The organism is Sphingomonas sp. SP4, assembly GCF_058313375.1.
Window position 1 is genome coordinate 405,249 of the sequence record NZ_JBZFLE010000001.1, and the last position, 21,858, is coordinate 427,106.

At 59.5% G+C, this 21,858-nt stretch carries 18 protein-coding genes; 4 read left to right on the forward strand and 14 right to left on the reverse strand.

Annotation, left to right across the window (positions count from 1 at the left end):
* Position 1 precedes the first annotated feature (1 nt).
* Both epsI and xrtV read right to left on the reverse strand, forming a co-directional pair.
* A complete protein-coding gene (gene epsI, locus AC4GYV_RS02045) occupies positions 2–691 on the reverse strand; it encodes an exosortase-associated protein EpsI, V-type (RefSeq protein WP_491099003.1) in 690 nt (229 codons plus the stop codon).
* A complete protein-coding gene (xrtV, locus tag AC4GYV_RS02050; RefSeq protein ID WP_491099004.1) occupies positions 688–1,581 on the reverse strand; it encodes an exosortase V in 894 nt (297 codons plus the stop codon). The genes epsI and xrtV overlap by 4 nt, the downstream gene beginning before the upstream one ends.
* A 149-nt stretch (positions 1,582–1,730) precedes the next feature.
* On the opposite strand from xrtV, the gene AC4GYV_RS02055 reads away from it, so the two are divergent.
* A complete protein-coding gene (locus AC4GYV_RS02055; RefSeq protein WP_491099005.1) occupies positions 1,731–2,927 on the forward strand; it encodes a glycosyltransferase family 2 protein in 1,197 nt (398 codons plus the stop codon).
* A gap of 140 nt (positions 2,928–3,067) precedes the next feature.
* Here AC4GYV_RS02055 and AC4GYV_RS02060 read toward each other — a convergent pair whose 3' ends face one another.
* From AC4GYV_RS02060 to AC4GYV_RS02090, 7 genes are all read right to left on the reverse strand, one after another.
* Positions 3,068–4,066 carry an NAD-dependent epimerase/dehydratase family protein gene (locus tag AC4GYV_RS02060; protein WP_491099006.1) on the reverse strand — a complete coding sequence of 333 codons (999 nt, stop codon included), beginning with the start codon at positions 4,064–4,066 and terminating at the stop codon, positions 3,068–3,070.
* Complete coding sequence (locus AC4GYV_RS02065) at positions 4,063–5,121, reverse strand: Gfo/Idh/MocA family protein (protein WP_491099007.1); 1,059 nt, start codon at positions 5,119–5,121, stop codon at positions 4,063–4,065. The genes AC4GYV_RS02060 and AC4GYV_RS02065 overlap by 4 nt, the downstream gene beginning before the upstream one ends.
* The gene (locus AC4GYV_RS02070) at positions 5,118–6,362 is read right to left on the reverse strand and encodes a glycosyltransferase family 4 protein (RefSeq protein WP_491099008.1); all 1,245 of its coding nucleotides are present in this window, start codon (positions 6,360–6,362) and stop codon (positions 5,118–5,120) included. The genes AC4GYV_RS02065 and AC4GYV_RS02070 overlap by 4 nt, the downstream gene beginning before the upstream one ends.
* A 21-nt stretch (positions 6,363–6,383) precedes the next feature.
* Positions 6,384–8,537, reverse strand: coding sequence for an NAD-dependent epimerase/dehydratase family protein (locus AC4GYV_RS02075; RefSeq protein ID WP_491099009.1), 2,154 nt, complete (start codon positions 8,535–8,537; stop codon positions 6,384–6,386).
* Positions 8,534–9,676 carry a glycosyltransferase family 4 protein gene (locus AC4GYV_RS02080; RefSeq protein WP_491099010.1) on the reverse strand — a complete coding sequence of 381 codons (1,143 nt, stop codon included), beginning with the start codon at positions 9,674–9,676 and terminating at the stop codon, positions 8,534–8,536. The genes AC4GYV_RS02075 and AC4GYV_RS02080 overlap by 4 nt, the downstream gene beginning before the upstream one ends.
* Before the next feature lie 3 nt (positions 9,677–9,679).
* Positions 9,680–10,624: a glycosyltransferase gene (locus AC4GYV_RS02085; protein ID WP_491099011.1), complete on the reverse strand. Its 945-nt coding sequence runs from the start codon at positions 10,622–10,624 to the stop codon at positions 9,680–9,682.
* Between the two features lie 136 nt (positions 10,625–10,760).
* Positions 10,761–12,101 (reverse strand): oligosaccharide flippase family protein, encoded by a 1,341-nt coding sequence (locus tag AC4GYV_RS02090; RefSeq protein ID WP_491099012.1) that lies wholly within the window; start codon positions 12,099–12,101, stop codon positions 10,761–10,763.
* A 177-nt stretch (positions 12,102–12,278) separates the two neighbouring features.
* Here AC4GYV_RS02090 and AC4GYV_RS02095 point away from each other — a divergent pair, with 177 nt between their 5' ends.
* The gene (locus AC4GYV_RS02095; protein WP_491099013.1) at positions 12,279–13,607 is read left to right on the forward strand and encodes an O-antigen ligase family protein; all 1,329 of its coding nucleotides are present in this window, start codon (positions 12,279–12,281) and stop codon (positions 13,605–13,607) included.
* Here AC4GYV_RS02095 and AC4GYV_RS02100 read toward each other — a convergent pair.
* Positions 13,598–14,302, reverse strand: coding sequence for a class I SAM-dependent methyltransferase (locus AC4GYV_RS02100; protein ID WP_491099014.1), 705 nt, complete (start codon positions 14,300–14,302; stop codon positions 13,598–13,600). The two genes, AC4GYV_RS02095 and AC4GYV_RS02100, sit on opposite strands and share 10 nt — an antisense overlap.
* 153 nt (positions 14,303–14,455) lie before the next feature.
* On the opposite strand from AC4GYV_RS02100, the gene AC4GYV_RS02105 reads away from it, so the two are divergent.
* Positions 14,456–16,450 (forward strand): acyltransferase family protein, encoded by a 1,995-nt coding sequence (locus tag AC4GYV_RS02105; RefSeq protein WP_491099015.1) that lies wholly within the window; start codon positions 14,456–14,458, stop codon positions 16,448–16,450.
* Positions 16,451–16,482: 32 nt separating this feature from the next.
* On the opposite strand, the gene AC4GYV_RS02110 is transcribed toward AC4GYV_RS02105, so the two are convergent.
* The 4 genes from AC4GYV_RS02110 to AC4GYV_RS02125 all read right to left on the reverse strand — a co-directional run bounded on the left by AC4GYV_RS02110 (position 16,483) and on the right by AC4GYV_RS02125 (position 20,713).
* Positions 16,483–17,679: a hypothetical protein gene (locus AC4GYV_RS02110; RefSeq protein ID WP_491099016.1), complete on the reverse strand. Its 1,197-nt coding sequence runs from the start codon at positions 17,677–17,679 to the stop codon at positions 16,483–16,485.
* A complete protein-coding gene (locus AC4GYV_RS02115; RefSeq protein ID WP_491099017.1) occupies positions 17,645–19,270 on the reverse strand; it encodes an MBOAT family O-acyltransferase in 1,626 nt (541 codons plus the stop codon). The genes AC4GYV_RS02110 and AC4GYV_RS02115 overlap by 35 nt, the downstream gene beginning before the upstream one ends.
* Positions 19,271–19,405: 135 nt before the next feature.
* Positions 19,406–19,888, reverse strand: coding sequence for a retropepsin-like aspartic protease family protein (locus tag AC4GYV_RS02120; RefSeq protein ID WP_491099018.1), 483 nt, complete (start codon positions 19,886–19,888; stop codon positions 19,406–19,408).
* Positions 19,889–19,945: 57 nt separating this feature from the next.
* Positions 19,946–20,713 (reverse strand): FkbM family methyltransferase, encoded by a 768-nt coding sequence (locus AC4GYV_RS02125; protein WP_491100363.1) that lies wholly within the window; start codon positions 20,711–20,713, stop codon positions 19,946–19,948.
* A gap of 192 nt (positions 20,714–20,905) precedes the next feature.
* Here AC4GYV_RS02125 and AC4GYV_RS02130 point away from each other — a divergent pair, with 192 nt between their 5' ends.
* Positions 20,906–21,832, forward strand: a complete 927-nt coding sequence (locus AC4GYV_RS02130) for a UDP-glucuronic acid decarboxylase family protein (protein WP_491100364.1) — start codon at positions 20,906–20,908, stop codon at positions 21,830–21,832.
* The last annotated feature ends 26 nt before the right edge of the window (positions 21,833–21,858 follow it).

Consider the following 21,858-nt stretch of genomic DNA (forward strand, 5'->3'; position numbering starts at 1 on the left):
CTCAGGCTACCAGGACCCGCCTGAGTGGCGGCGCGATGGATGCCACCATTTCGCGGATGAACTCGTCGATATTCTCAATGGCCCGTTCACGACCGAGCGGCGTTGAGACGCGGATCAAGGCGGAGTCGGGAACCAGTTTGCGAAGATTGTCTTCGGCGAAGACGAGCTTCTGCCTGGCCCAGCTCAACGGGATGTGGTTGCCGATCCGCACCCAGTAGAGCAGCTTCTCTCCGCCGCCGTCGCGCGTCGCCGTCAGGGTGTTTGTTTTGAGAATTTTTTCCGAACTTAGCTGAACCTCGTGGTGCGCGAAGTCGGACAAGGTGAAGCCCCCGGCCGTGTAACAGAACTCCGGACGGTGCACCTGCAAGAAGCCGTTCTGGCTGGCGCTATAGGCGATAAGCAGCATGATTGGGCCGTTGCCGTCATCATACACGCGGGTCAGCAGTTGGCTGTAAAGCGCGAGGGAGAGCTGGTCCTCCGGCGGGATCACCAGTCCGCTAGTTGTCTCGAACTTCCATCGACCGATCTGCTTTGGGACTATGTCTTCGAGCTTATGATTGCCCAAATAATCGACCTTGATGTCCGGTTTGCGCGCGGCAGCGAGCCCGGCAGCGGAAAGCATTGCAAGCCCGGCAACGACCTCGCGCCTCGACAGCTGCGGCGTAGGGACGGGTGGGAATTCAGCGCTCATGCGATGGCGACTTTCCGGCGAGCCCGGAGACTCGTGAACAGAGCGTCTACGCCGATGATCGACAGGAGGGCGACCATGAAAACTGTCAGGCCCGCGAACTCGTGAAGGAAGCCCTGAGCTGCTGCTTCACCCATATAATAAGTGATGAGGACAAGGATCATCACCCGCATGAAGTTCGAGAAAATGGCGACGGGCACAATCAGCAGTCCGACGATCAGGAAGGACGCGAGGTCCGACCGGTGGCGAAGGTAGACGTAAAAGAGGCAGATCGCCGAAAGCGTGATGATCGAGTTCAGGCCCGCGCAGGCGGCCGCAACCAGCAGTTGATAATTCGCGATCTGGATTGTGACGCCCGAACTGGCGATTGGATATCCCAGCGCGTGAAGCAGCGAGACGGCCGACTCCGAAATCCCGATCTTAAGCGGCTGCGTGATCAGGCTGACCAAGGTGTCGGGTGGTGGTAGGGCGACGGCCAAATAGACGATCGGAAACCAGAGAGCTCGAAGGAGCGGCCCGCCCACCAGAAGATAGAAGGCGGCAATGATCGAGGCGTACATGACGACGCCCTCGATCTCGAGGATGCCGGTAATGCGCGCGGCCGCGTAAAGCAGGAGCAGGCCGACTAAGGCGATTGAGCCCAGCCAGATGTTCCCGGGGCGAGCCTTGACTGTTGTGCTTTTGAGCTCACGCCAGAGCAGCCATAGGCCCGTCGCGACGATGATCGGCGCGTGGCCACCCTGTTCCGTCGTCCAGGTGAGCCGGGCCACATCGTACATCGTGGGCAGCAGGATTGCTGCCAGCCCGACAAGAAATACGAGCTGAGGCCAACGGGCGTTGCGCTGCAGCGCGCTGGGCGGCTCCGTCTTAACGAGGAGCAAGGCAGAACCCACGCATTATCAAACCGCTAACCTCTCCCAAGTCTCTAATACGCTAAACTGGCAGCGGTTGGCCTGCAAGCAGTCAATGAGGGCCCTGAGCCATCCTAATGACCCAAAATCAGACCATTCGCTTTTGGGTAAGCGTCCGTGCATATGATCGGATGCCACAGCCAAGCAGCGGACAGACCTTGAGCTTAGTAACCCTAATCGTTGCAGTCGTTCTTGCGCCCGTGGTTGTAGTCACGGCTTTTTTTTCGCTGGAACTGGCCATTGGCATCAAAACCCTGAAGTCCCCCTTAGTGTCAGCGGGGGCTAGGACGGCGACTATCCTCATACCGGCACACGATGAAGGAGCCGTGATCGGCCGCACGGTATCGGACCTCAAGCGAGAGGCTGGCGACGATTTCCACATCATGCTCGTCGCTGACAATTGCTCGGACAATACCGCCGCAGCTGCTCGATCTGCGGGGGCCAATGTCATCGTTCGCAATGACCCGGAACACCGGGGAAAAGGCTTTGCACTCGCGGCTGCGCGCGATCATTTGCGTGGCGGCCCGCCGGATGTCGTGATCGTGCTCGATGCCGATTGCCGCATCGACGCCACGAGCCTTCGTGCCCTTGCGGCGACCGGCGTTGCTGGCCGTGCCTGCCAGGCAGTGAACCTGCTCATGCCGGACCTGTCCGCGCCCGCGATGGTGCAGATCTCGACGTTCGCCTTCGTGATCAAAAACCTCATCCGGCAGCGCGCCTTGCAGCGCCTCGCGGGAAGGGCTCACCTCACAGGAACCGGCATGGCGCTTCCGTGGGCGATCTTCGAAACCGCCGATCTGGGAGGCTCGAACATTGTCGAGGATCTGGCGCTTGGCCTCGAGCTCGCGGAAAGATCGGCGCCGCCATTGTTAGTGGAGGGTGCGACCGTTTGGAGCCCATCGGCATCCGCAGCGGGCACACTAGTTCAGCGTCGTCGCTGGGAAGGTGGCTTTATGGCTACGGCGCTGAAGACAGCGCCACGCGCGCTCGGCAGAAGCCTGGCGCGTCTGGACATGCGGGGAGTCTTCGCGGCTCTCGACCTTTGCATCCCGCCTCTGGCCTTACTCTTCGTTCTGAACGCAATGGCCTTCCTAGCGGGCGCCCTTGGCCTCGCGTTCGGGGCTGCGGCATGGCCGCTTCTCACCCAGTTCGTTGTCGGGCTGCTTGCCTTCGGGTTGCTGGTCCTGGCCTGGGCGAGGGAGGGACGCCGTTTCGCGTCCGGGTCGACGCTCCTGCGGCTGCCGCTTTACGTGCTCTGGAAAATCCCGATGTACCTAGGCCTTGTGCGCAGCGGCGCGCCGAAGGAGTGGCTGCGGACGGGCCGCTGATCAGGCTGCGAAATGACAAGCGACGGCGGTGGCAATCGCGATGCCAACGATGGACACGATCGCTGCTTCCCGAAGTCCGAAGGTCAAATTGGTTTTCTCCAGGCGCCGACTCAGGCCGCTCAAGATGCGTTGGAGAACATTCATGCGGCACCCTCGCGGCCAATGGTATTCAGCAGAGCTGCTTGTAGCGGAACGGTTGGTGACCAGCCGAGATCCTGTTTCGCGGCGCGATTACTGTAAGACATCGGGCGCCAGCGGACTCGCTGCTTCCGGCTGTCCAGAAACTCAGGAACCTTCGCTCGGCCGCGGAACGCCATCCGATTTACCAGAGACACCGCTCCGCCAAGAAGGATGACTCCGATCCACGGCACGTAAATCGCAGGCCCTACGCTCGCGCCGGGGATTTGTCGGCCCATGCGGTGATAGGCGCCATAGGTTGGTAGTTGGTCGTCTACGATGTTGAAGATGCTGCCGGACTTAACGTCCGCGTCGAGCGCTTTGACGATCGCTTCGGCGCAATTGGAGACATAGGTCAGCGGGAACTTCGCCCAAGGCGAGAAGAGCACATCGAATCGCCCGAGAGAGATTACGCGACCGAAGCCCCAGTCTTTCCCGGGCCCAATGATCGCGCCGGGACGGATGACCACGAGTGGCGTGCCTGCGACCTTGCACGCTTGCCGGACCAGGCGCTCCTGCTCAATCTTCGTGATGGTGTAGGCGTCCCTCTTCTCGGGAACAGGGTCCACCGGCGTCGCTTCGCTCAATGTGCCGCTCCATCCGACTGACTCGTAATCGTAGACTGAGAACGAGCTGACGTGGACGAAGCGGTGGAGCGAGCTCATTGGCAGGAATCGAAGCAAGTTCTCGGTCGCTACGACCGTTCCCGAGAACTGCGTGGGCAAATCGCCACTTGGCGCCGCAGCGAGGTGAGCGACCGCTTCCACACCGTCAAGTTGCGTCGACCAATCGCCCACCTGCCGGAGGTCGCCCCTGAGCACGCGAACGTCGTTGGGCCAGTCGAGTGCATCGACGTTGGCTGTGGGCCTGACAAGCGCCAGCACATCATGGCCAGCGGCGCTGGCTGCCCGAACAACTTCGCGGCCAAGAAAGCCGGATGCGCCAGTGACCAGAACCTTCATTGGGCTTTTCCAAGCCCAACGATGCGATCTACGAGACGCGCTGTTGCGATCATCTCAGCTTCATTGATCGGAGGCGTTTCACCGCTTTGTAAGGCGCCGTAGATGGCGTCGAGCATGCGCGGCATTCCATGATAGGTCCCATGCTGACGGACCTTGTCCAAGAAATTCCGGACGCCGGACCGGGCGAGCTTCATACCGGAACTGATCTGCTCAAGGGGTGCTCGCTTGCCGGTGTTCGCACCGCCCTCGACCCGCAGGAAAGGGTTGTAGAGATCTGACTCGGCCGATCGTTCCGTCCCGCGCACGATCAACCGAAAGGCAGGCGGGGCTACGTCCGACGCGATCCGGAGTCGGCCGCGCACATCTCCGGCCTCGATCAATGCATCGAGGTGATCGTAGCCAACTCGAAGATTCCCGCTGCGGTTTTCGAGGAAACCCGTGACCTTGCCTGCGTCGGCTTGGTTAGCCGCGAAATGGAGGAACAGATAAGCGAGGTGCGGCAGGAAGTCGTGAACCGCGCCGCCGGGGAGCGCCACACCTGGTCCGCTAAGGTTGAGATCGCCGAACGGGCCGGCGGTAAGATCCAGGGACAGGAGCACATCGACTTCCCGGACGGATCCGAGTTGGCCATCGGCCACCATGCGATCGATCGCGATCGTCACATCGTTGAACAGCAAGTTGCGGCTCTCGATCAGCGTTCGACCGAGCCGTCGAGCTTCAGCTAGCAAGGCCTCCGTTTCGGCCGACGTGCCGCTCATCGGCTTCTCGCAGATGACATGCGCGCCGGCCTCAAGGCTCATCCGAACCAGTGAGTCATGCGTTTGGGGTGGGGTCAGCACATGGACGACCTCGGGACGCACTTCCTTCAGCATTGAATCCGCGTCGGTGAACCAAGCCTTGGCTCGGAAGCGCTCGCGCATGAACGATGCTGTTGCCTTGGAGGCATCGCAAACAGCGACGAGGTCAACTCGCGGCGACGATCCCAGATAAGCGAGATGTTCGTGCGCGATGGCGCCGCAACCTATCACGCCTGTACGAAAAGGTCGGTCGGTCATGCAGGAACCTTCGCGAGCAACGACCGATAGATCGCCGTCAGCTCCGCTCCGTTCGTGGTGCGGGAGTGCATGTGCTCGACTGCTCCCCGGCCCGCGGCGGTAAGCCGCTCGCAAAGAGCTGGGTCGCTAGTGAGTCGCTTGATTGCTGTCGCTAGAGCATCGCTGTTGCCCGGCGGCACAGTCATGGCCGTGACTTCGTTCATCGCGAGCTCCGGAATACCGCCGATCCAAGTGCTGACGACAGGCACTCCCACCGCCATCGCCTCCATGATGGAGATCGGCAGGCCTTCGGCGAAGGACGCCATGCAGAAAATGTCGGCGTCCGCGAGACGCTTAGACACTTCGTCAGGCAACAGCTCGCCCGTGAAGATTAGCTGCTCAGCAATGCCGAGGGTCTCCGCTCGACTGCGGATGGCGTCAGCGAAGGGGCCGTCGCCGATGATCTCGACCTCGACCACGATGTCGTCGTCCGCAAGCTTTCGCACGGCTTCGAGAAGGATTGCGTGGCCCTTCTCCGGTGAGAGTCGGCCCACGATGACGACGCGGGGAACCGCGCGCATTGGCCGGGGCGTGCGCTGAGGGAAGGCGGCTAAGTCGATGCCGCAGCGAACCACGTGGAAGCGGTCCCAGTGTCGGGGATCGCTGACGCGGCAGAGCTGCGATTTCGTGAAGTCGCTGACGCAGATCACAAAGCTGGCCGAGGCCGCCTTGAGGTCTAGCCGCGCGACGTTTTCATCGACGAAGTCATGGAAACCATGAATCGTGAAGCTCCAGGTGGAGCGAGTGCGCGGATCGAAATTGAGTATCTCGGACGCGAACCAAGCGATCGTAGCGGGTGACAGTCCGAACTGTGCGTGGAGATGCCGAATCCCATTTTCCCGGCAATGGCGGGCCGCGGTCGCCGCATAGCAAAGGTGCCCAAAGCGCTTAACCATCAATCCGACGTCCGAACGAGCCGACTTCAGCGCCTTTAGCGTGAGCTTGGCCGTCTTGATGGGGTGCGCCATCAAGCAGGCAAATAGATCCCCGGCGATGCGGCCGGGCGACGCTTTGAGATAGAGGCTCTTACGCTCGCGCTCCTTCGCCTCATCGGTAGTCAGATCTTCCGGTCCGGGCCGGTTCATGACGATCGGAAAAATCCGGCCGCCACCCCGCTCCACCTCGTCAACCTCGCCCGCGATGTAGGTGAGGGCGACGCGCGGGTAATGCGTCATTACGTAGGCGACCTGAAGCGGTACCATCGAATGACTGGCCTCGAGCACTCAGCCTCGCGCAGCGAGCCAGACGGCCATTGAGCCGGCGATACCCTCACTGACCATGCGCTCCGGGTCGGAGATGGGCTCCCAACCAAGCTCTTGCCGCGTGCGCGTGCAGTCGAACACGGCCTTTTGCGTTCGCGATTCCCAGTCGGCGTAGCTCGGCACGCGCACGCCGTCCGGATGGCCGACGGCACGTTTGATCGGCCATTTCATCAGATCGCTAAGATAGAAGCGCCCGATCGATCCCGAGTGGACGTCGATCTTGAAGCCGCCAAGCCGCTCTACGCCGGCGATATAATCGCGAGCCGAAAGCATCGGCTTGTCGATCAGATTGTAGGACCGGCCTTCGATGCCCGGCACTTCCATCGCGCGGACGAGGCCCGCAGCGACATCATCTACGAGGACCAGGGGAAGCTTGTTCGTGCCGTCGCCCCATGTCTCGACGACGCCTTCGGACGACCATTTGCCGACACCCCAATGGAAAGGATTGCCACCGCGGCCGATCACGATGCCGGGCCGAAGGATCACCAGCGGTAGGCCTTCCTTCCGGTGCATTTCGGTCAGCAGGTCTTCGACAGCCGCCTTTGCCCGCGCGTAATTGTTGCGGCGCTTGATCTTTGGATCGAGCGGCGTCGATTCCGTGATCGTGCCAGCTCGGCCGCCCGCGTAGTATGAATCGATCGTCCCGGTGTAGATCAGCCTCTTGATCCCGCGATCCAGGCATGCGCGAGCGAGAGCGCCCGCTGGTTCGACTTCCTTCTCCATGAACTCGGGCCACGATTTGGCGTCCGACGTCGCGAGGTGGAACACGGTTTCGATGCCGTCGAGAATGCGATCGAGATCAGCCGGTGAACGCATGTCGGCTCGGACGATCTCGAGACGGTCGCTACCGAGCTCCTCCAACTGCAGGCTCGATCCGCGGGCTGCTGCCCGTACTGAATAGCCCTTGTCGAGCAGCTGCTTAATCAGCTGACGACCGATGAAGCCGGTGCCGCCAAGAACGAGCACGGTTGGCTTCAGTCCCGTGATCGCTGGACGAGGCGCCTGTTCGACGCGGCCTTTCAGCTTCGCCTTGGCGATGATCTTCTCGCACGTCTCGATCACCTCCCGGCCGAAGGTGCCACTCACGCGATCATCGAGCCCAGCGGGCGAGCGCAGGCCCTCGTAGAAACTTGCGACGCTGTCGAGGAGGGATGCCTGATACGGGTTGCCGCGCTTCCGAAGCTTGGCCTTGGAAAGGATATAGTCGGTCAGCGTGGCGCGAGCCTGATCGCGGATCTGGGATGCAGTCGAAACGCTGCGCCGATTGCGGTCGAAATCTAGGGCCGCAGTGGTCCGCTTATCGATGGTGCAAGTATTCGCATCCAAGTCGGCGAATGCCGTTCCAAGCAGGCCGCGAACCGCGACCGTCCGCTGCGGGAATCCGGGACCAAGCTCCATGTTCACGTCGGCGGCCATCCGTCCTGCGCGAGCGTGAATGCGCCAGCGCCGGTAGACCCGCGCACCGCCCGGCAGAACGATGTCGCGGTCGGCAGTAACTTCGATCTCGTCAGGGACGCCGACGAGGTCGACGAGGCCGGAGATCGGGTGCGGTCCGATTTCGAGCAGCACATTGCCGGGCTCTCGCAGCATCCAATTGTTGAACGGCCCAAATCGGATGAAGGCGAGTTCCAGGAAATAGTTGAATGTCACATGGTCGAGCGGTCCCAGCGCCCCGCTGCGGACCTGCTCTCGCAGCCGGCGGAACGCACCCTCGTAGAGCATGCTGTGGTTGACGCCCACTTTGAGGCCCTTAGCCGTTGCGATGGCGAGCAGTTCGCTTGTTTGCTCGGTCGAGATGCACATCGGCTTCTCGAGGAGCACGTTGACCCCTGCCTCCAGAGCAGTCTTCGCGAGCCCGTGATGTAGATTGGGCGGCACCAGCACGTGCAAGGCATCGATGCGCTGCTCGGTGAGCATGGTCTCGAGCGAATGGTAGGCCGCGACGCCCCAACCGGCAGCGAACGCCTTCGCGACAGTGTCATTGGCGTCGCAGACAGCAACGAGCTCGACGCCTTCCGCATTCTGGATACCGCGAGCATGGAAGTCGGCGATATAGCCGGTTCCGACGATGGCGGCCCGGATTGGCGTGCTGGTGACGACGCTGGGCGCGTTCAAGACTGGGCCCCCTGACTGGTGCGCGGTATAGGCTGTGGAGCCCTGGACGGACGCGCCTTCTCCAGAACGTCCGTAAAGAAATCAACGTATTTTCCGGCGATCACGTCCCACGAGTAGCGCGCCTGCGCCCATGCGGCTGCTTCGGCCGGCGCCTTCGGCTTGGCCAATGTGTCCGCGATCGCTCTTGTGAGCGCCGCCTCCGACGTTGTGTCGACCAAGGTTGCGTGATCGCCGAGGATCCACCGCGTCACCTCATCATCGTGAGCGACGATCGGGGTGCCGCTGCTTAGTGCCTCGACATAGACGTTGCCGAAGGATTCGCGGATCTTCGTGTGCAGGAACAGGTCAGCGCTCCGGTACAGGTCCGGCATTTGCTCGTGCGTGAAGGTCGCGCGTCTGAACCGCCCCGGCAGCAAGTCGGCTGCGAGCCGGTCAACTTCGTCGCGGAGCGCTCCGTCGCCGGCGACGAGCAGATAGGCGTTGCGAACAGCGGCGACGGCTCGCATTGCCTCCAAAACCCTTTTGCCGGCTTCGAGCGCGCTCACCATCAGGATCACAGGGCGGTCGGTGGGCAGGCCCAGTTCGGCCTTGCGCTCGGGTCCGGGATAAAAACGGCCAGGATCGACGCCGTTGGGGATCAGCGTTGAAGGCCAATTCTTGCGGTTGCGCTCGTAATACAGCGGATTGGTGCAGATCAGGCCGTCGCAGCCGAAGAACCGTGCTTCGGCTCCGCGTTCCGCCGCTGGCCAATCGCCGTTCTGAGTCACGAACACATGCTGCGGGCGCTTGCCCAGTCGCGGCCGGCGCAGGGCCCAATTCGTGTACGGGTAACTGCAAGTCATCGTCACGTCGGCCTTGCCGACGGCAGGGAGCGCGGTCAGCGAGGCAGCGAAGGTGAGTTCCTCGTACATGAACTCATGCCTTAAGAACGGGATCTTGGGCCAACGCTCGAACCGCTCACGCGAAGCGGACGGCACTTGGATGAAGTCGTAGGCGCAATCGGCTCGCGCCTGCCCTGACCCAACGAGCGTCACATGATGTTCGCCGCGCGCAGCGATTTGCTGAGCGACGGACTCGAATACCACCTCCGCCCCGCGACCAACGCGGTGGAGGCCAGGAAGGGCGAACAATATCCGCATCGGCTATTTATGGTCGATCCGCACTCCCAGCGGACCAAGCATCTTGCCGGCCGCATGCAGCGAGAGGGCAAGAGTATAGCGCAGTTGGGGCGATTTGCCGCGAGCGATGCGTCCGAAGGGCCGTGCAATCGATCGGGCCAGGGAACCGCAACCGTGAACGAACATCCGCCAGCGAGGAACGCCCGTCATGACGCTGGCCACATAAGAGCTGTTGCCGTGCCAGAGGTAGGCATAGAGCTGATATCCAAAGGTGGCGCGATCCGCAGGCTCGTTTTCGTAGACGTAGCCTTTTTCCGAGAAACGGATCTTGAGCCCCGCTTCGCGACATGTCCGGAAGAAAACCATGTCCTCGCCGCTGATGACCCCCAGTTCCGGCTTGAAGCGGATTTCCGGATGTTCCTTGAGGAAGGCGCTCGGCATCATCGAGTTGAAGGTCGCCGCCGCCGTCATTTCGGTACCATCGGGAAGGCCTTCCTGACCTAGTTCGAGGAAGGGCTGTTCGGTGATCCAACGCGGCGAGCCTTCCGGAACCCGCCGAACGATCCTGCCCGTCACCGCGTCCGCCCCCGTCTTTTGTTGAAGGTCGAGGAGCGCCTCAAGCCACTCTGGCGGCGGCTCGCAATCATCGTCCGTCATGACCGTCCAGTCGCCCATTTCCATGGCGGTCTCGATGACGGTGTTGCGGGCCAGGGAAATGTTCTGTTTGCCGGAGATCTTGTACTGGAGCCCCAGTTCGAACTTTGGAGCGAAGGCATCGGCAACTACGCGGGCTTGGCCCTCAGCTGTGTCGTCACAAATCGCGACGCCAACGGCGGCTCGATCCTTCACACGCTCGGCGCAGACCAGCAGCGCATCAAGCAGCCGCGTCAGGAAGTCGTTCCGCTTGTAGGTACAGATCGCGACAGCGATCCGGGTCCTGGCCGGTGCCGCGGTCATGGCCTCAGGCATTCAAACACCCCTCTTGCTAACTGCTGCTCCGATCTAGCGGCCCCGCCTGACTTCCGCCACTTCGAACCGTGGTTAAAGCATTGGCCTGTCTCAGAATCGTACGAAGCGTCCGGTTAATCCCCAAGCTAATCCAACGTCAGATCGAAGGAAATGGAACGAGTCCGTTGGTTAGTCCTCCGAAGAGCGCCCGGATTGTCAGGAAAGTGCCAGCGAAAACCAAAGTCAGTACTAGATCATCGCGCCCGAAGTGCATGTGCTCTTTGCGACTTAAGATCCATAACGCGATATATTTCACCAGTTCACCCGCGCTAATCACTGCGACGGCTGCAATAAATCCATAGAAGTAAAAGGCGATGGGAACCCCGACCACATAAGTCATCAGTTTGGCCGCATTGGAAAGCGCCGGATATGCCGGCCGGGAAAGACCCATTAGGATCGAGTCGTTGGTGGCAGTCAGAATTCCAAACCAAACTCCGATGCAGAGGATCGGCAGGATCGAAGCGGCGTCGTGGTAGCGGGGATCATAAAGTATCCTTACAATCGTGCCGGAGAGGCCAGCGAACAGACCCATTCCAATAGCTGCGGCCAATAACAGCGTCCGGCGGCCTCTCAGAAGTCTTCGCCGTAAATCGATCGGAGCCAGCTTGGCCGCGGCGATCGTCGGAAATAGGACGGTCGTGCTCGCGCGCTGCACGAATATCGACACCATATCGGCCAAGCTTCGAGCGATGCCGTAAACGCCGAGCTGCGACAATGTGATCTGTTTGGCGAAGTAAAGCCTATCGAAATTCATCGCGAAGAAATAAATAATCGATGAAAAGAAGACCCACTTCCCGAACGTGACCAAGCGCTTTGCACTCTCGGGATCTACCAGGATTTGATGGCGAAGCCCCGGTATCAACAGGTAGCTGGCTATTAAGCTTGCGGCCGCACCTATGACGCCGCCCAAAACGAGTGCCCAGATGCTAGGCGTGATTAGCGCGATCACAACTTGGGCTGCGAAGGCGATAAACGTCGTTATAATCTCAAATAGACTAAGTTTAGCGACCTTGAGTTGCTTCTGAAGAAGCGAGCGCCCGGCGGACTCAAATCCAGTGAAGACAAAGAAGAGAGAAGCGGCCGCTAGGACGCTAGCAAGCTCGGGTCGCTCAAAAAAACGCGCTGTAGGTACCGAAACAAGTAAGCAAACTATCCCGAGAAATAGACCCCTGACGGCCTGCAGAGTCCACGCTGTATTATAAAACTGGGGTTTACCGCCGTCAGGACTACTTACGATATTCTGTCGGATGCCCAGATCTGACAAAAGTTCCACGCCGGTCCGTATCGTATTGACCAGCGCCATAAGGCCGAAAATCGGTGGCGAGAGTAGGCGTGCCAAGACGACGTTGTTAAGCAGTCGGATCGCTTGAACGGCCCCATAGCCGAAGGTCGTCCAACCCAATCGGATGATTATGGATTTCGGCACGCCCAAGAACATCCGGCTTACTGCTCCCCTTCAGGCCAACGTATCATGGCGGGACCCGACGCAGCCGGTCGCCTCAAATGCGGCTGGACCCAGCATGGGGAGGCGAAGTAGCACAGATCAAGTGAGAATATCGTTTCGGCACGTAGAACGGATAGCAGGCGTTAGAGCTAGAAGTCAGGATGAACGTAGTTGAAGTGGATTTATCTCCTCGGCATCGCGATTCTCACGCCCACCCTCATCGGGCTGCTGCGATCTAATCGTAAGTACATCATCCCCGTCTGCTTTTGGCTCGGAGTTACGATGTTGCTCCTAGCGCCGACGATGTGGGCTGCGCCTTATGGCTGGCCGCTCTGGCCGTCGCCCGTCCGGGGTATGGAGGTTTCGTTCGTCGATGCCTTCTCAATCGCCCTTTTTATGGCATCGCCAGGAGTACGAGTACCGGCTTCCATAAAGCTAAGCTATGCGATCATCTGGGCTGCGCTGGTCGTGTCGACCATCGTGGCAATCAATACGATCGCGGCGATATTCTACGTATGGGAGTTCCTGCGAACCACGCTCCTTTTCCTAGCGATCGCCCGAGTTTCAGCCGCTGAGCCGCGTGCTCCGATCGCGATCGTCTCGGGGCTTGCGGCAGCAGTAATCGGCGAAGCGATCTGGGTCCCGCTTCAGGGCTCCGACAGACCGGGAGGATCGCTCGGTTACGCGAACATCCTGGGCATTGCTCTCGATTTCATCGTTCTGCCCGCCATGTCGCTGATGCTGGGGAGTTCCCGCAGAATGTGGCTCGCGCTTGCGATTGCTGCCGGTGGTGTCTGCGTCGTTTTGGGCGGATCTCGGGCTTCCATGGGACTGTTCGGGGTCGGAATAGCCTTGACGTTGATCCTTTCCCTTATGCGCAGGAGAACGTCTCGCAAGTTTGCGTTTGCAGGAGCAATCGCGCTCTTGTGCACGGTTGCGGTACCGGTCGGGATTTGGGCAGCCGGGCAGAGGTCAGATGAAGACATTGCGTCGAGCGATTTCCAGCGCGCCGCCATGAAAGATGCCGCTAGGATGATGATAGCCGACCATCCGCTGGGCGTCGGTGCCAACCAGTATGTAGTGGTCGCTAATGTCGGTGGTTACATGGGAAGGGCAGGCGTGGGATGGAGCGGAACAACTCGTCGGGCGCCTGTTCACGACACTTACTACCTGGTCACCGCCGAGTTCGGCTTCTTGGGGTTGATCGGCCTGTTTTCACTCTTTGGCTCAGTGATCGTGCTCGGCTTCAAGAATTTGAAGCTTCCTACTCAAGACGAAGCAGGTGAGCTCATCCCCGGCCTTTTGGCAGCCGTCATTATCGTGGCGATTCATATCTCGTATGAGTTCGCCTTTTTCGACGCAGTCCTCCACTACCTCTTCGCGACCTGCGCCGGGATGCTGGTCGGCATCGTGGCTCGCACGAAGATGCCCGCAAAGAAGACTGCTCCGTCACCCATGCGGCCGGGCATGCTGTCACCAGCAGCCTACCCCTACTTGTAGGCGGTCACGTAAGCGTACGAGCTACAGTACGACCAGTCGTTGCGGCACGCGAGCTCCGCAAAGCGCGCTTCGATGTTCCGCAAGATTGGGATCGATTCATAATAAAAGTGACCGAAGAAGTTCCGGATATCCACCTTCTCATATCCGATCTTATCGAAGAGCGCGCGCATAGCGGGCGTATCGCCTCGACACCATGAATAGAAAGCCGGGAACTTCGGCGAAATCTCGCGACGCCGGTTTAGGAGAAGCACTTGCTCGGCGAGGCGCTCCGGCAAGATGCGATTGATCACGAACGGCAGGGCGTACATCGTCGGAATTAGGTGAAACGCCACCCCGCCCGGCTTCAGCACCTTGTGGATATTCCGGTGCATCGCGGCCCCGTCTTTCACGTGCTCCGCCAGGAACCGCGAGAAGACGACATCGTATCGGCCCTCGAAGCCTGAAGCGTCGCCGGAGACGTCGAAGCAAGCGGTCTTGTAGCCCTCAGGCACGAGCGCAAGCTCATCCTCGCTGATATCGTTGACCGTATAGCTCTTCAGATTGTCCGGCATGTCCGAGAGCTGGAATGAAGGGCGGCGGCCTCCTCCAAGCTCGAGGATATCGGCGTCAGGATAGCGCGCAACGATGGATCTCAGAGCATCGTCGTAGCCCTGCATGGCATCCAGCCAGCTCTTACCTTTTGGAATTCCAGCCAAATGCGCCTCCGAACGTTCGCCGTTGTTAGGACGGTCCAACTGGCTGTCAACGGCTGAGGATGCGTCGTCCTGAGACGAAACATGGCCCTCCACCTCGTTTTCCAGGGGGGCTTTCTCGTTTACTTTTCGTTCTGAGGAAAGATACACTGCTGCGTGTTTCAAGAGCGGGTAGTTGAGCGCCGCGCCGACGCGCACTATCGCGGGGACGTTGACGGCCTGCGAGCGATCGCAGTCATCCCAGTAGTCCTCTTCCATGCTGGATTTTCAGGCGTTTCAGGCGGCTATGTTGGCGTCGACGTCTTCTTTGTTATCTCCGGATTTCTGATTACGGGGATCATCGCCCGCGAAATTGAGAGTAGCCGTTTTTCCATTCTCGAATTCTATCGCCGTCGCGCACTCAGGATCTTCCCGGCTCTCACCATCGTGACATTAGCCACGCTAGCTGCGGGGCTTCTATTCCTATCGCCTCGAGAATTGACCGGCGTGGCCGAGAGTTCGGCTTACATGTCTGTGTTCGGCTCTAACTTTTACTTCTGGCGTTCCGTTTCTTACTTCCAGACCACCGCCGAAATCCGACCGTTGTTGCACACATGGTCGCTTGCCGTGGAGGAACAATATTATGTCTTGTTCCCGCCATTGCTCTGGATGCTGCATAGATATCGAAAGAGCTTTTCGCCTGCGCTCTGGACCATCGCGGCCCTTTCTCTGGCCGTGTCAGTTTTGTTGGTCAGTTGGAAACCGAACGCGGCGTTCTACTTATTGCCTTCCCGCGCATGGGAACTGATGATCGGCGGCTTGCTCGCAGTAGGCGTCTTTCCCAAACCTCAACGCCTTGCGACGCCGCTTTCCATTGTTGGTCTGCTCTTAATCGCGGTTCCGATGTTCACCTACACCGAGGTGACACCGTTTCCAGGCTTGGCGGCGGTCCCGCCGGTAGCAGGGACTTCGCTGGTCATCTGGGCGGGCCGCGATGCTCTGGCTGGACGCTGGCTATCTGCGGCGCCTCTGGTTGCTGTTGGGCAAGCATCCTATTCAATCTATCTTTGGCATCTGCCGCTTCTGGCATTCGGTACCTATCTCGTCGCAGGTAATCTCGACACACCTGCCGCACTGTCTCTCTGCATCGCCTCGGTAGCTCTCGGCTTTGTCAGCCTGTACTTAATCGAACGTCCGTTCCGTGCCAAAGGGCCGGACCGCAACCGGAATGCACTGATCGCTGCGGCGGGCATGGTGGTGATTGCCGCAGCGTCGTTGGCGATCATTGCGTCACAAGGAGTCCCCGCGCGTCTCAGTCCGGAGGCCGCCAGGATAGTGGCGGTGGCTGACGACGAGAAGCGCCATCACTCAAACTGCATGACGATGGGCGAGCGCGTTGTCCCTCCAGCTAAGGCATGCCGTCTCGGAGCCGACGCGGAGCCCACCGTGCTACTCTGGGGTGACTCTCACGCGATGGTGACTGCTACGTCCATGGAACTCGTGGCCAAAGGGAAAGGCCGATCATTCCTGTTTGCGGCTGATGCCGACTGCCCCATAGGGCTTAATTTGGAGATAGCGGCTGCCGACTATGCCTACTGTGAGCAATATAACCGCGAGATGCTTCAACTCGCGCTTACGTCTCCGAATATTCGAACGGTAGTTCTCTCGTCTCGTTGGACGAAGTGGAACATGGGCGAGCCGGCCAATCCGGCCGATTTCCCATTCAAGCCGCCGTTACTGCGTTATGGCATCGGGCAAGCTCTGTCCGTGGCAGAGAACAAACCACTTTGGGAGCTGAGTTTCACGGCGCTGATCGATCGTATTGCGAGCGCCGGGAAACAGGTTGTAATCGTTGGTCCCGTCCCGGAACCGTCATTCAACGTTCCTCATCGCTTGTTTGTCCAACGATTCGGCCTCTCCGAGCCCGCGACTGCGCTCTCCAAAGATGACGACTACCTCCATCGTCACGAGGCCATTCTCGACTTCTTCAGCAGCTTTGGACGGAACGAAAAGGTCACATTCATATGGCCCGCGGACGCCCTTTGTCAGGCAGACAAATGTCCGATAGTCGATGAAGGTCGGCCGCTGTTCTTCGATCACAACCACCTTTCGATTCGCGGATCTCAGAAGATCGCGCCGCTTTTCGCAGGCGTATTCGACGACCGGCACTAGCATCCTCGAGCAAGAGCCGTCGACGTCGATTCTCAGCCGTGAACTGAGCTGACTGCGCTAGGTGGACAACGAGCAGGAAGTTCGTGGTCAGCCCCGCCACTCAGTTGAGCACTGATCACGCCCTCTAACGCGATCGACAGCCGATTATCGTTTGCGTCCGTAAAATGGCTGTCGGGCAAATAACCTCGCGGATCTCGCGGAGAAACGATCGTGTGCGAGCTTAGATAGGGAATGTCGCACGCGACAAGAGTATCCTTCAATGCATCGTATAGGTTGGTCCCGTAGCCATAGTTGTTGATGACGAAGATCACGGGCACAATTCCATCTTTGCGCGCTTGCTGGGCGAAGGCGCGAACAATCCCGTTCAGGATTCTGATTTCTTCCGTTCCAGCATGGAAGCCGTGATCGTCCATTACTCGCGCCCGAGCTGCCCGCTCTAAGTGCAAGCCGTATGCGCGTCTTACAAGCCGTACGCTCGCGGAATTGTCTAAGACTGAGCGGCGGAACAGGAAGCTATTGTAGTAATCATCATGGCGCGCAAATTGTGCTCGCGTCTGAGCCCAGGCACGCGGATCGTAGAATGCTCGCGTAAATCCGCTGAAGGATTCGTAAGGCAGCGGGACGGTCTTCAAGCCGCTCGCCGCGAGTTCAAATCGATCGGCGGTGTAGGGCATTGGAAAGGCCGAGTTCCATGTCATGGCGGTCATTGTCGTGACCATCGGCGTATTCAAAGACATTACGGAAAGGACTGCGACTTTGCTTCGCTTCCGATCTCCGTCCCTCAGAAAGGCACCGAATGCCCAGTTGGCGGTGGCTCCTGGGGCGCCAACGCTGCGGCTTTCATAGACGTGCGTCGTGCGCGCAAGCGCTTGGGCCATGCGGACCGAATGCGACATGCCATAGAAGCTGACGAGCGGACCGCCCGCCACGCCTCCGATCGTTTCGGCCTTCAACGGCTGATACCATCCGGCAAGAGTGATCGGAGCGGTCTGGTTCGGATCGGGCCGGACAATGCGGTCGAGCTTGCCTTCGATCGAGCGACCATATTCGAAATAAGCGGGGAGTTGTCCGACGCTCGTCACCTTGGGATCCGTGGGATAAGCGAAGGCATAGTTTACTCCAACGTCAATCAGCGCGAGGCCGACCAGCGTCCATAGGACGACCAGCCCTGCGCGGCGCCACGTGAGCGGGGCCTCAGAATTGGAAGTAGATGAACTGAGCTGGTTCATTGCTCGTCCCCATAAGGGTGAGGAACAGAAGGATTGCGCAGAGCAGGCCGAATAGCGGCAAGCGGACCTTGCGGTACCAGAAGCGGTCGTCCCGGTTATATTCGATGAATTCCATGACGATCAGAACCGGGATGCCTGCGAGGGCCGAAAGGCGGGGGAGGGAGGCGCCAAAGTCGAGGCCGCCCGTCCCGCTGAAGATCAGGCGGGTGAAGTCGACGACCTGCTCGAGCGAATTGGCCCTGAACAAGAGCCAGCCATAGAGCGTGAACAGGAAGAAAAAGCCGATCTTCGCCGCCCCGATCAGAATGTTGCGGCCCTGCACGGCTTCGCCGCGAAGGCTCGTCCACACCCGATGCACAGACAGTAAAGTCCCGTGATAGAAGCCCCAGAGCACGTAGTTCCACGCAGCACCGTGCCACAGGCCTCCCAGCAACATTGTGATCATCAGGTTCCGGCAGACGAATGCCAGAGTCCCCCGGTTGCCACCCAGCGTCTTGTACAAATAGTCGCTGAGCCAGGTGGATAGGCTGATATGCCATCGCCGCCAGAACTCGCGCGGACTCTTGGCGAAGTAAGGCAGGTTGAAGTTCAGCATCAGGTCTATGCCGAAGAGCTTCGAAACACCCCGCGCGATGTCGGTGTAGCCGGAAAAGTCGCAATAGATCTGAACCGCGAAAAGCAGCGTTCCGACGATCACATCGGTCGACGTAACCACGCCGGAGCTACCGAATACCTGGTTCACCGAGGGTGCGACGCCGTCTGCAATCGCGACCTTTTTGAACATGCCAAGCATGATCAAATAGACACCGCGGGCACTCTGCTCGAGCGTCAGGACACGCGGCTTCTGGAATTCGGGAAGCAGGTGACGAGCGCGCTCGATCGGCCCGGCCACCATTTGCGGGAAATAGGCTACGAACAGCGCAAAATCGAAGAACCGATCGGTCGGCTCGAACTGCCCGCGATAGATATCGATGGCGTAACTAAGCGACTGGAATGTGTAGAAAGAAATGCCGACTGGCAGGATGACGTTAATCAAAACGGGATCGGCATGGATGCCGAACTCATCTAGACCTGAGACCACGCTTTCGGCGAAGAAGTTGAAATATTTGAAGACGCCGAGAAGCGTAAGCTGACAGACGACACTGGTGAGCAGAGCTGCCTTCCGCCGCCCATGCTCCGAGAGACGCGTTACCACATGATACCAGCCGGCCGCCATGGCGAGCACCGCCAGAATGCCCAGCACCACCCAGGGTAGAATAGGCTTGATGATCGCCGCGTGCGTTGGATCGCCCACGGCTGCTCGGGCGATTGCGCCAGGATGCATGCCGAGGAAGAGGATCGCGGAGCACACGATGAAGATCGCAGGCACGATCTTCTCCCGCCTGCCGAGGCGGTTCTGCATCGTAAGGCCGACCCAGTAGTCGATCGTGGTCGAAAACGCGGTGAGGAAGAGAAAGCGCCAATCCCACCAGCCGTAGAAAATATAGCTTGCGCCAAGCAGCATGTAGTTCTGCTTGCGGAAGGGCAGCACCCGGTAGAGCGCGTAAACAATCGCAAGAAAGACGAGAAATTCGAGCGAGTTAAATAGCACTATGCCCCCCGGTACTCGCTCGACGCGCTTCGATCTGCCGGCTCAGACGTACCTGCAGTCAGACGTTGCGCGAAGTTAAAATCGCGCATCTGACTGTCAACGCAGGAAATGCCCGTGTCCTGAGAGGACACAGCCTCAGCTTTGCAGCTTGGCGTCTGTCCTGAGGTGCATCTCGCCATTCCGGATGACGATCTCGTCGACCTTCTCAAGGAATGGCTGGCCGAGGAGCGACACACTCGCGCCCTGGACAACTACAGCTTTCGCGTTCTGCTGACGGATGCCGCTGACCTGGATGCTGTCGAGCGAAACGTGCTGCCCGCGAACTATTCCCGACGCGCCATCTCCCAAGACTTCATACTTCGCGGGATCTACGGTGAGCCCGATCTGCTGGGCATCCTCAACGGTGAGCGCAGTCTCACTCGCACCGGTGTCGATCATGAATCGGACCGGTCGGCCATTCACCTTCGCGTCGGCATAATAATGACTGTCTGAACTACGGGCGATCGCGACGTCCGCGCCGCCGGACGCGGCGTTCAGCGGTTTATGTGAAGTTGGCCAGAGCAGCCCAATCGCGAGGCCAGCGCCGACCGTACCAGCGATCGCGAGTTTCTCGAGCATAGGCAAAAATAGGTCCGCTATGGTTAGCAAATGCTTACCAGTGGCGGGGAGGCGACTTTAGTCCGATTCATGTTCCCAAAACTTGCGCTTGGCTCTCAGTTCGCTGTCGCGCCTCACGAAGATCATGTCGGTTTGAAATAGGGCCTTGTCAGAACTGCGCCGGAGGCCACCGCAAATATCGTAGGGCAGGAAGTCGCGCTCCGCGAGCCATCCGATGACCTCATGCATGAGCGGCGAGCCCTTGTTGTACTCGAGCAATGAGACCTCAGCGAGCAGTACTTCAGTTCGACGGAGAGTCTCTGATGCGCCGGCAAGTACCTGCAGTTCGTAGCCTTGAACATCGAGCTTCAGGAGCAGTGGGGAGGGGAGCGCGCGAATAGGCTCTAAGTCATCAAGCCTTCGAACTGGAAGCTCAACCCGCTCCTTCTCGAATGTCGTTACCTCCTCGAGTAAAGACGATCCTGTTCCTGCTAAATAGAAGGGAGCAGCATCGACATTCTCAGGCCCCACCAACGTCAAGGTATATGGAAACCCCGTGGCACTTAGCTGTGGTTCTAGCGAGGCCTGCCCTTCGATCATGTGGATCGGACATCCGGGGAAAATGCTCGTAGCCTCCCGTGCCCAATCCCCGATATTTGCGCCAATGTCGACAATGCCCCCCGGTCTGAAACCGATACGGGCGAGGTTGCGGAGGCTGCCAAACATCGTCGGCTGTCCTACCCGGAACTTCGTATCCTCATCGACCAAAGCGCTCGACTCTTGCAGTACGTTGGACCGCACAGGAGCCGGAACGGCCCTTAAAGCCCATCTTATAAAACGACCCATGCTTTGAAGTCTAAAGTGAGGCGAAGTCGGCAGCAATCCGTACGACCTCGAGAGGGTGGAGCATGTGTCAAAATCATGCACAGACAACGCTTAGCTGGATTTCCGGACAGAATTCCGCCACTTCAACGTGCTGATATCGAGTAAAAAGGAAGCCTCGACTTGGCTCGTACTTATAATGCCCGCAAACGCGTGATGGTCACCGGCGGCGCCGGCTTCCTTGGGTCGCACCTAATCGACCGCCTTCTCGAGAAGGGTTGCGAGGTCATTTGCGTCGACAACCTCTTCACCGGCAGCAAGGATAACATCGCGCATCTGCGTGATCATCCGCGCTTTGAATTTATTCGGCACGACGTCACGTTTCCGCTCTTCCTGGAAGTGGACGAGATCTACAATCTCGCCTGTCCGGCGTCGCCGATCCACTACCAGCACGATCCCGTGCAGACGACGAAGACCTCGGTCCATGGCGCTATCAACATGCTTGGGCTCGCCAAGCGGCTCGGCGTAAAGATCCTCCAGGCCTCTACCAGCGAGGTTTACGGCGATCCATCCGTCCATCCCCAGACGGAAGACTATTGGGGCCACGTGAACCCGATCGGTCCGCGATCCTGCTACGACGAGGGCAAGCGGTGCGCAGAAACCCTGTTCTTTGACTATCACCGTCAGCACAAGCTGCCGATCAAGGTCATGCGCATCTTCAACACCTATGGACCGCGCATGCATCCGGCCGACGGGCGCGTCGTCTCCAACTTCATCGTTCAGGCGCTCAAAGGTGAACCGATCAGCATCTACGGCGATGGCACTCAGACCCGTTCATTCTGCTACGTCGACGATCTGATCGCCGGCATGATCGCGCTGATGGAGTCGGGGCCGGACGTTACGGGACCCATCAACATCGGCAACCCCAACGAATTCACGATCCGAGAACTTGCGGAGAAGGTGATCACACTGACCGGCTCCAAGTCCGAGTTGGTCCAGCACCCGTTGCCCACGGATGATCCAAAGCAGCGCCAGCCCGACATCACGCGGGCCAAGCAGAAGCTCAACTGGGAGCCTAAAATCCTGCTGGACGAGGGCCTCAGCAAAACTGTCGACTACTTCCGGAACATGAAGGCTGCTTGAAGGCTGGAGCCGGAGCATGATTCGGC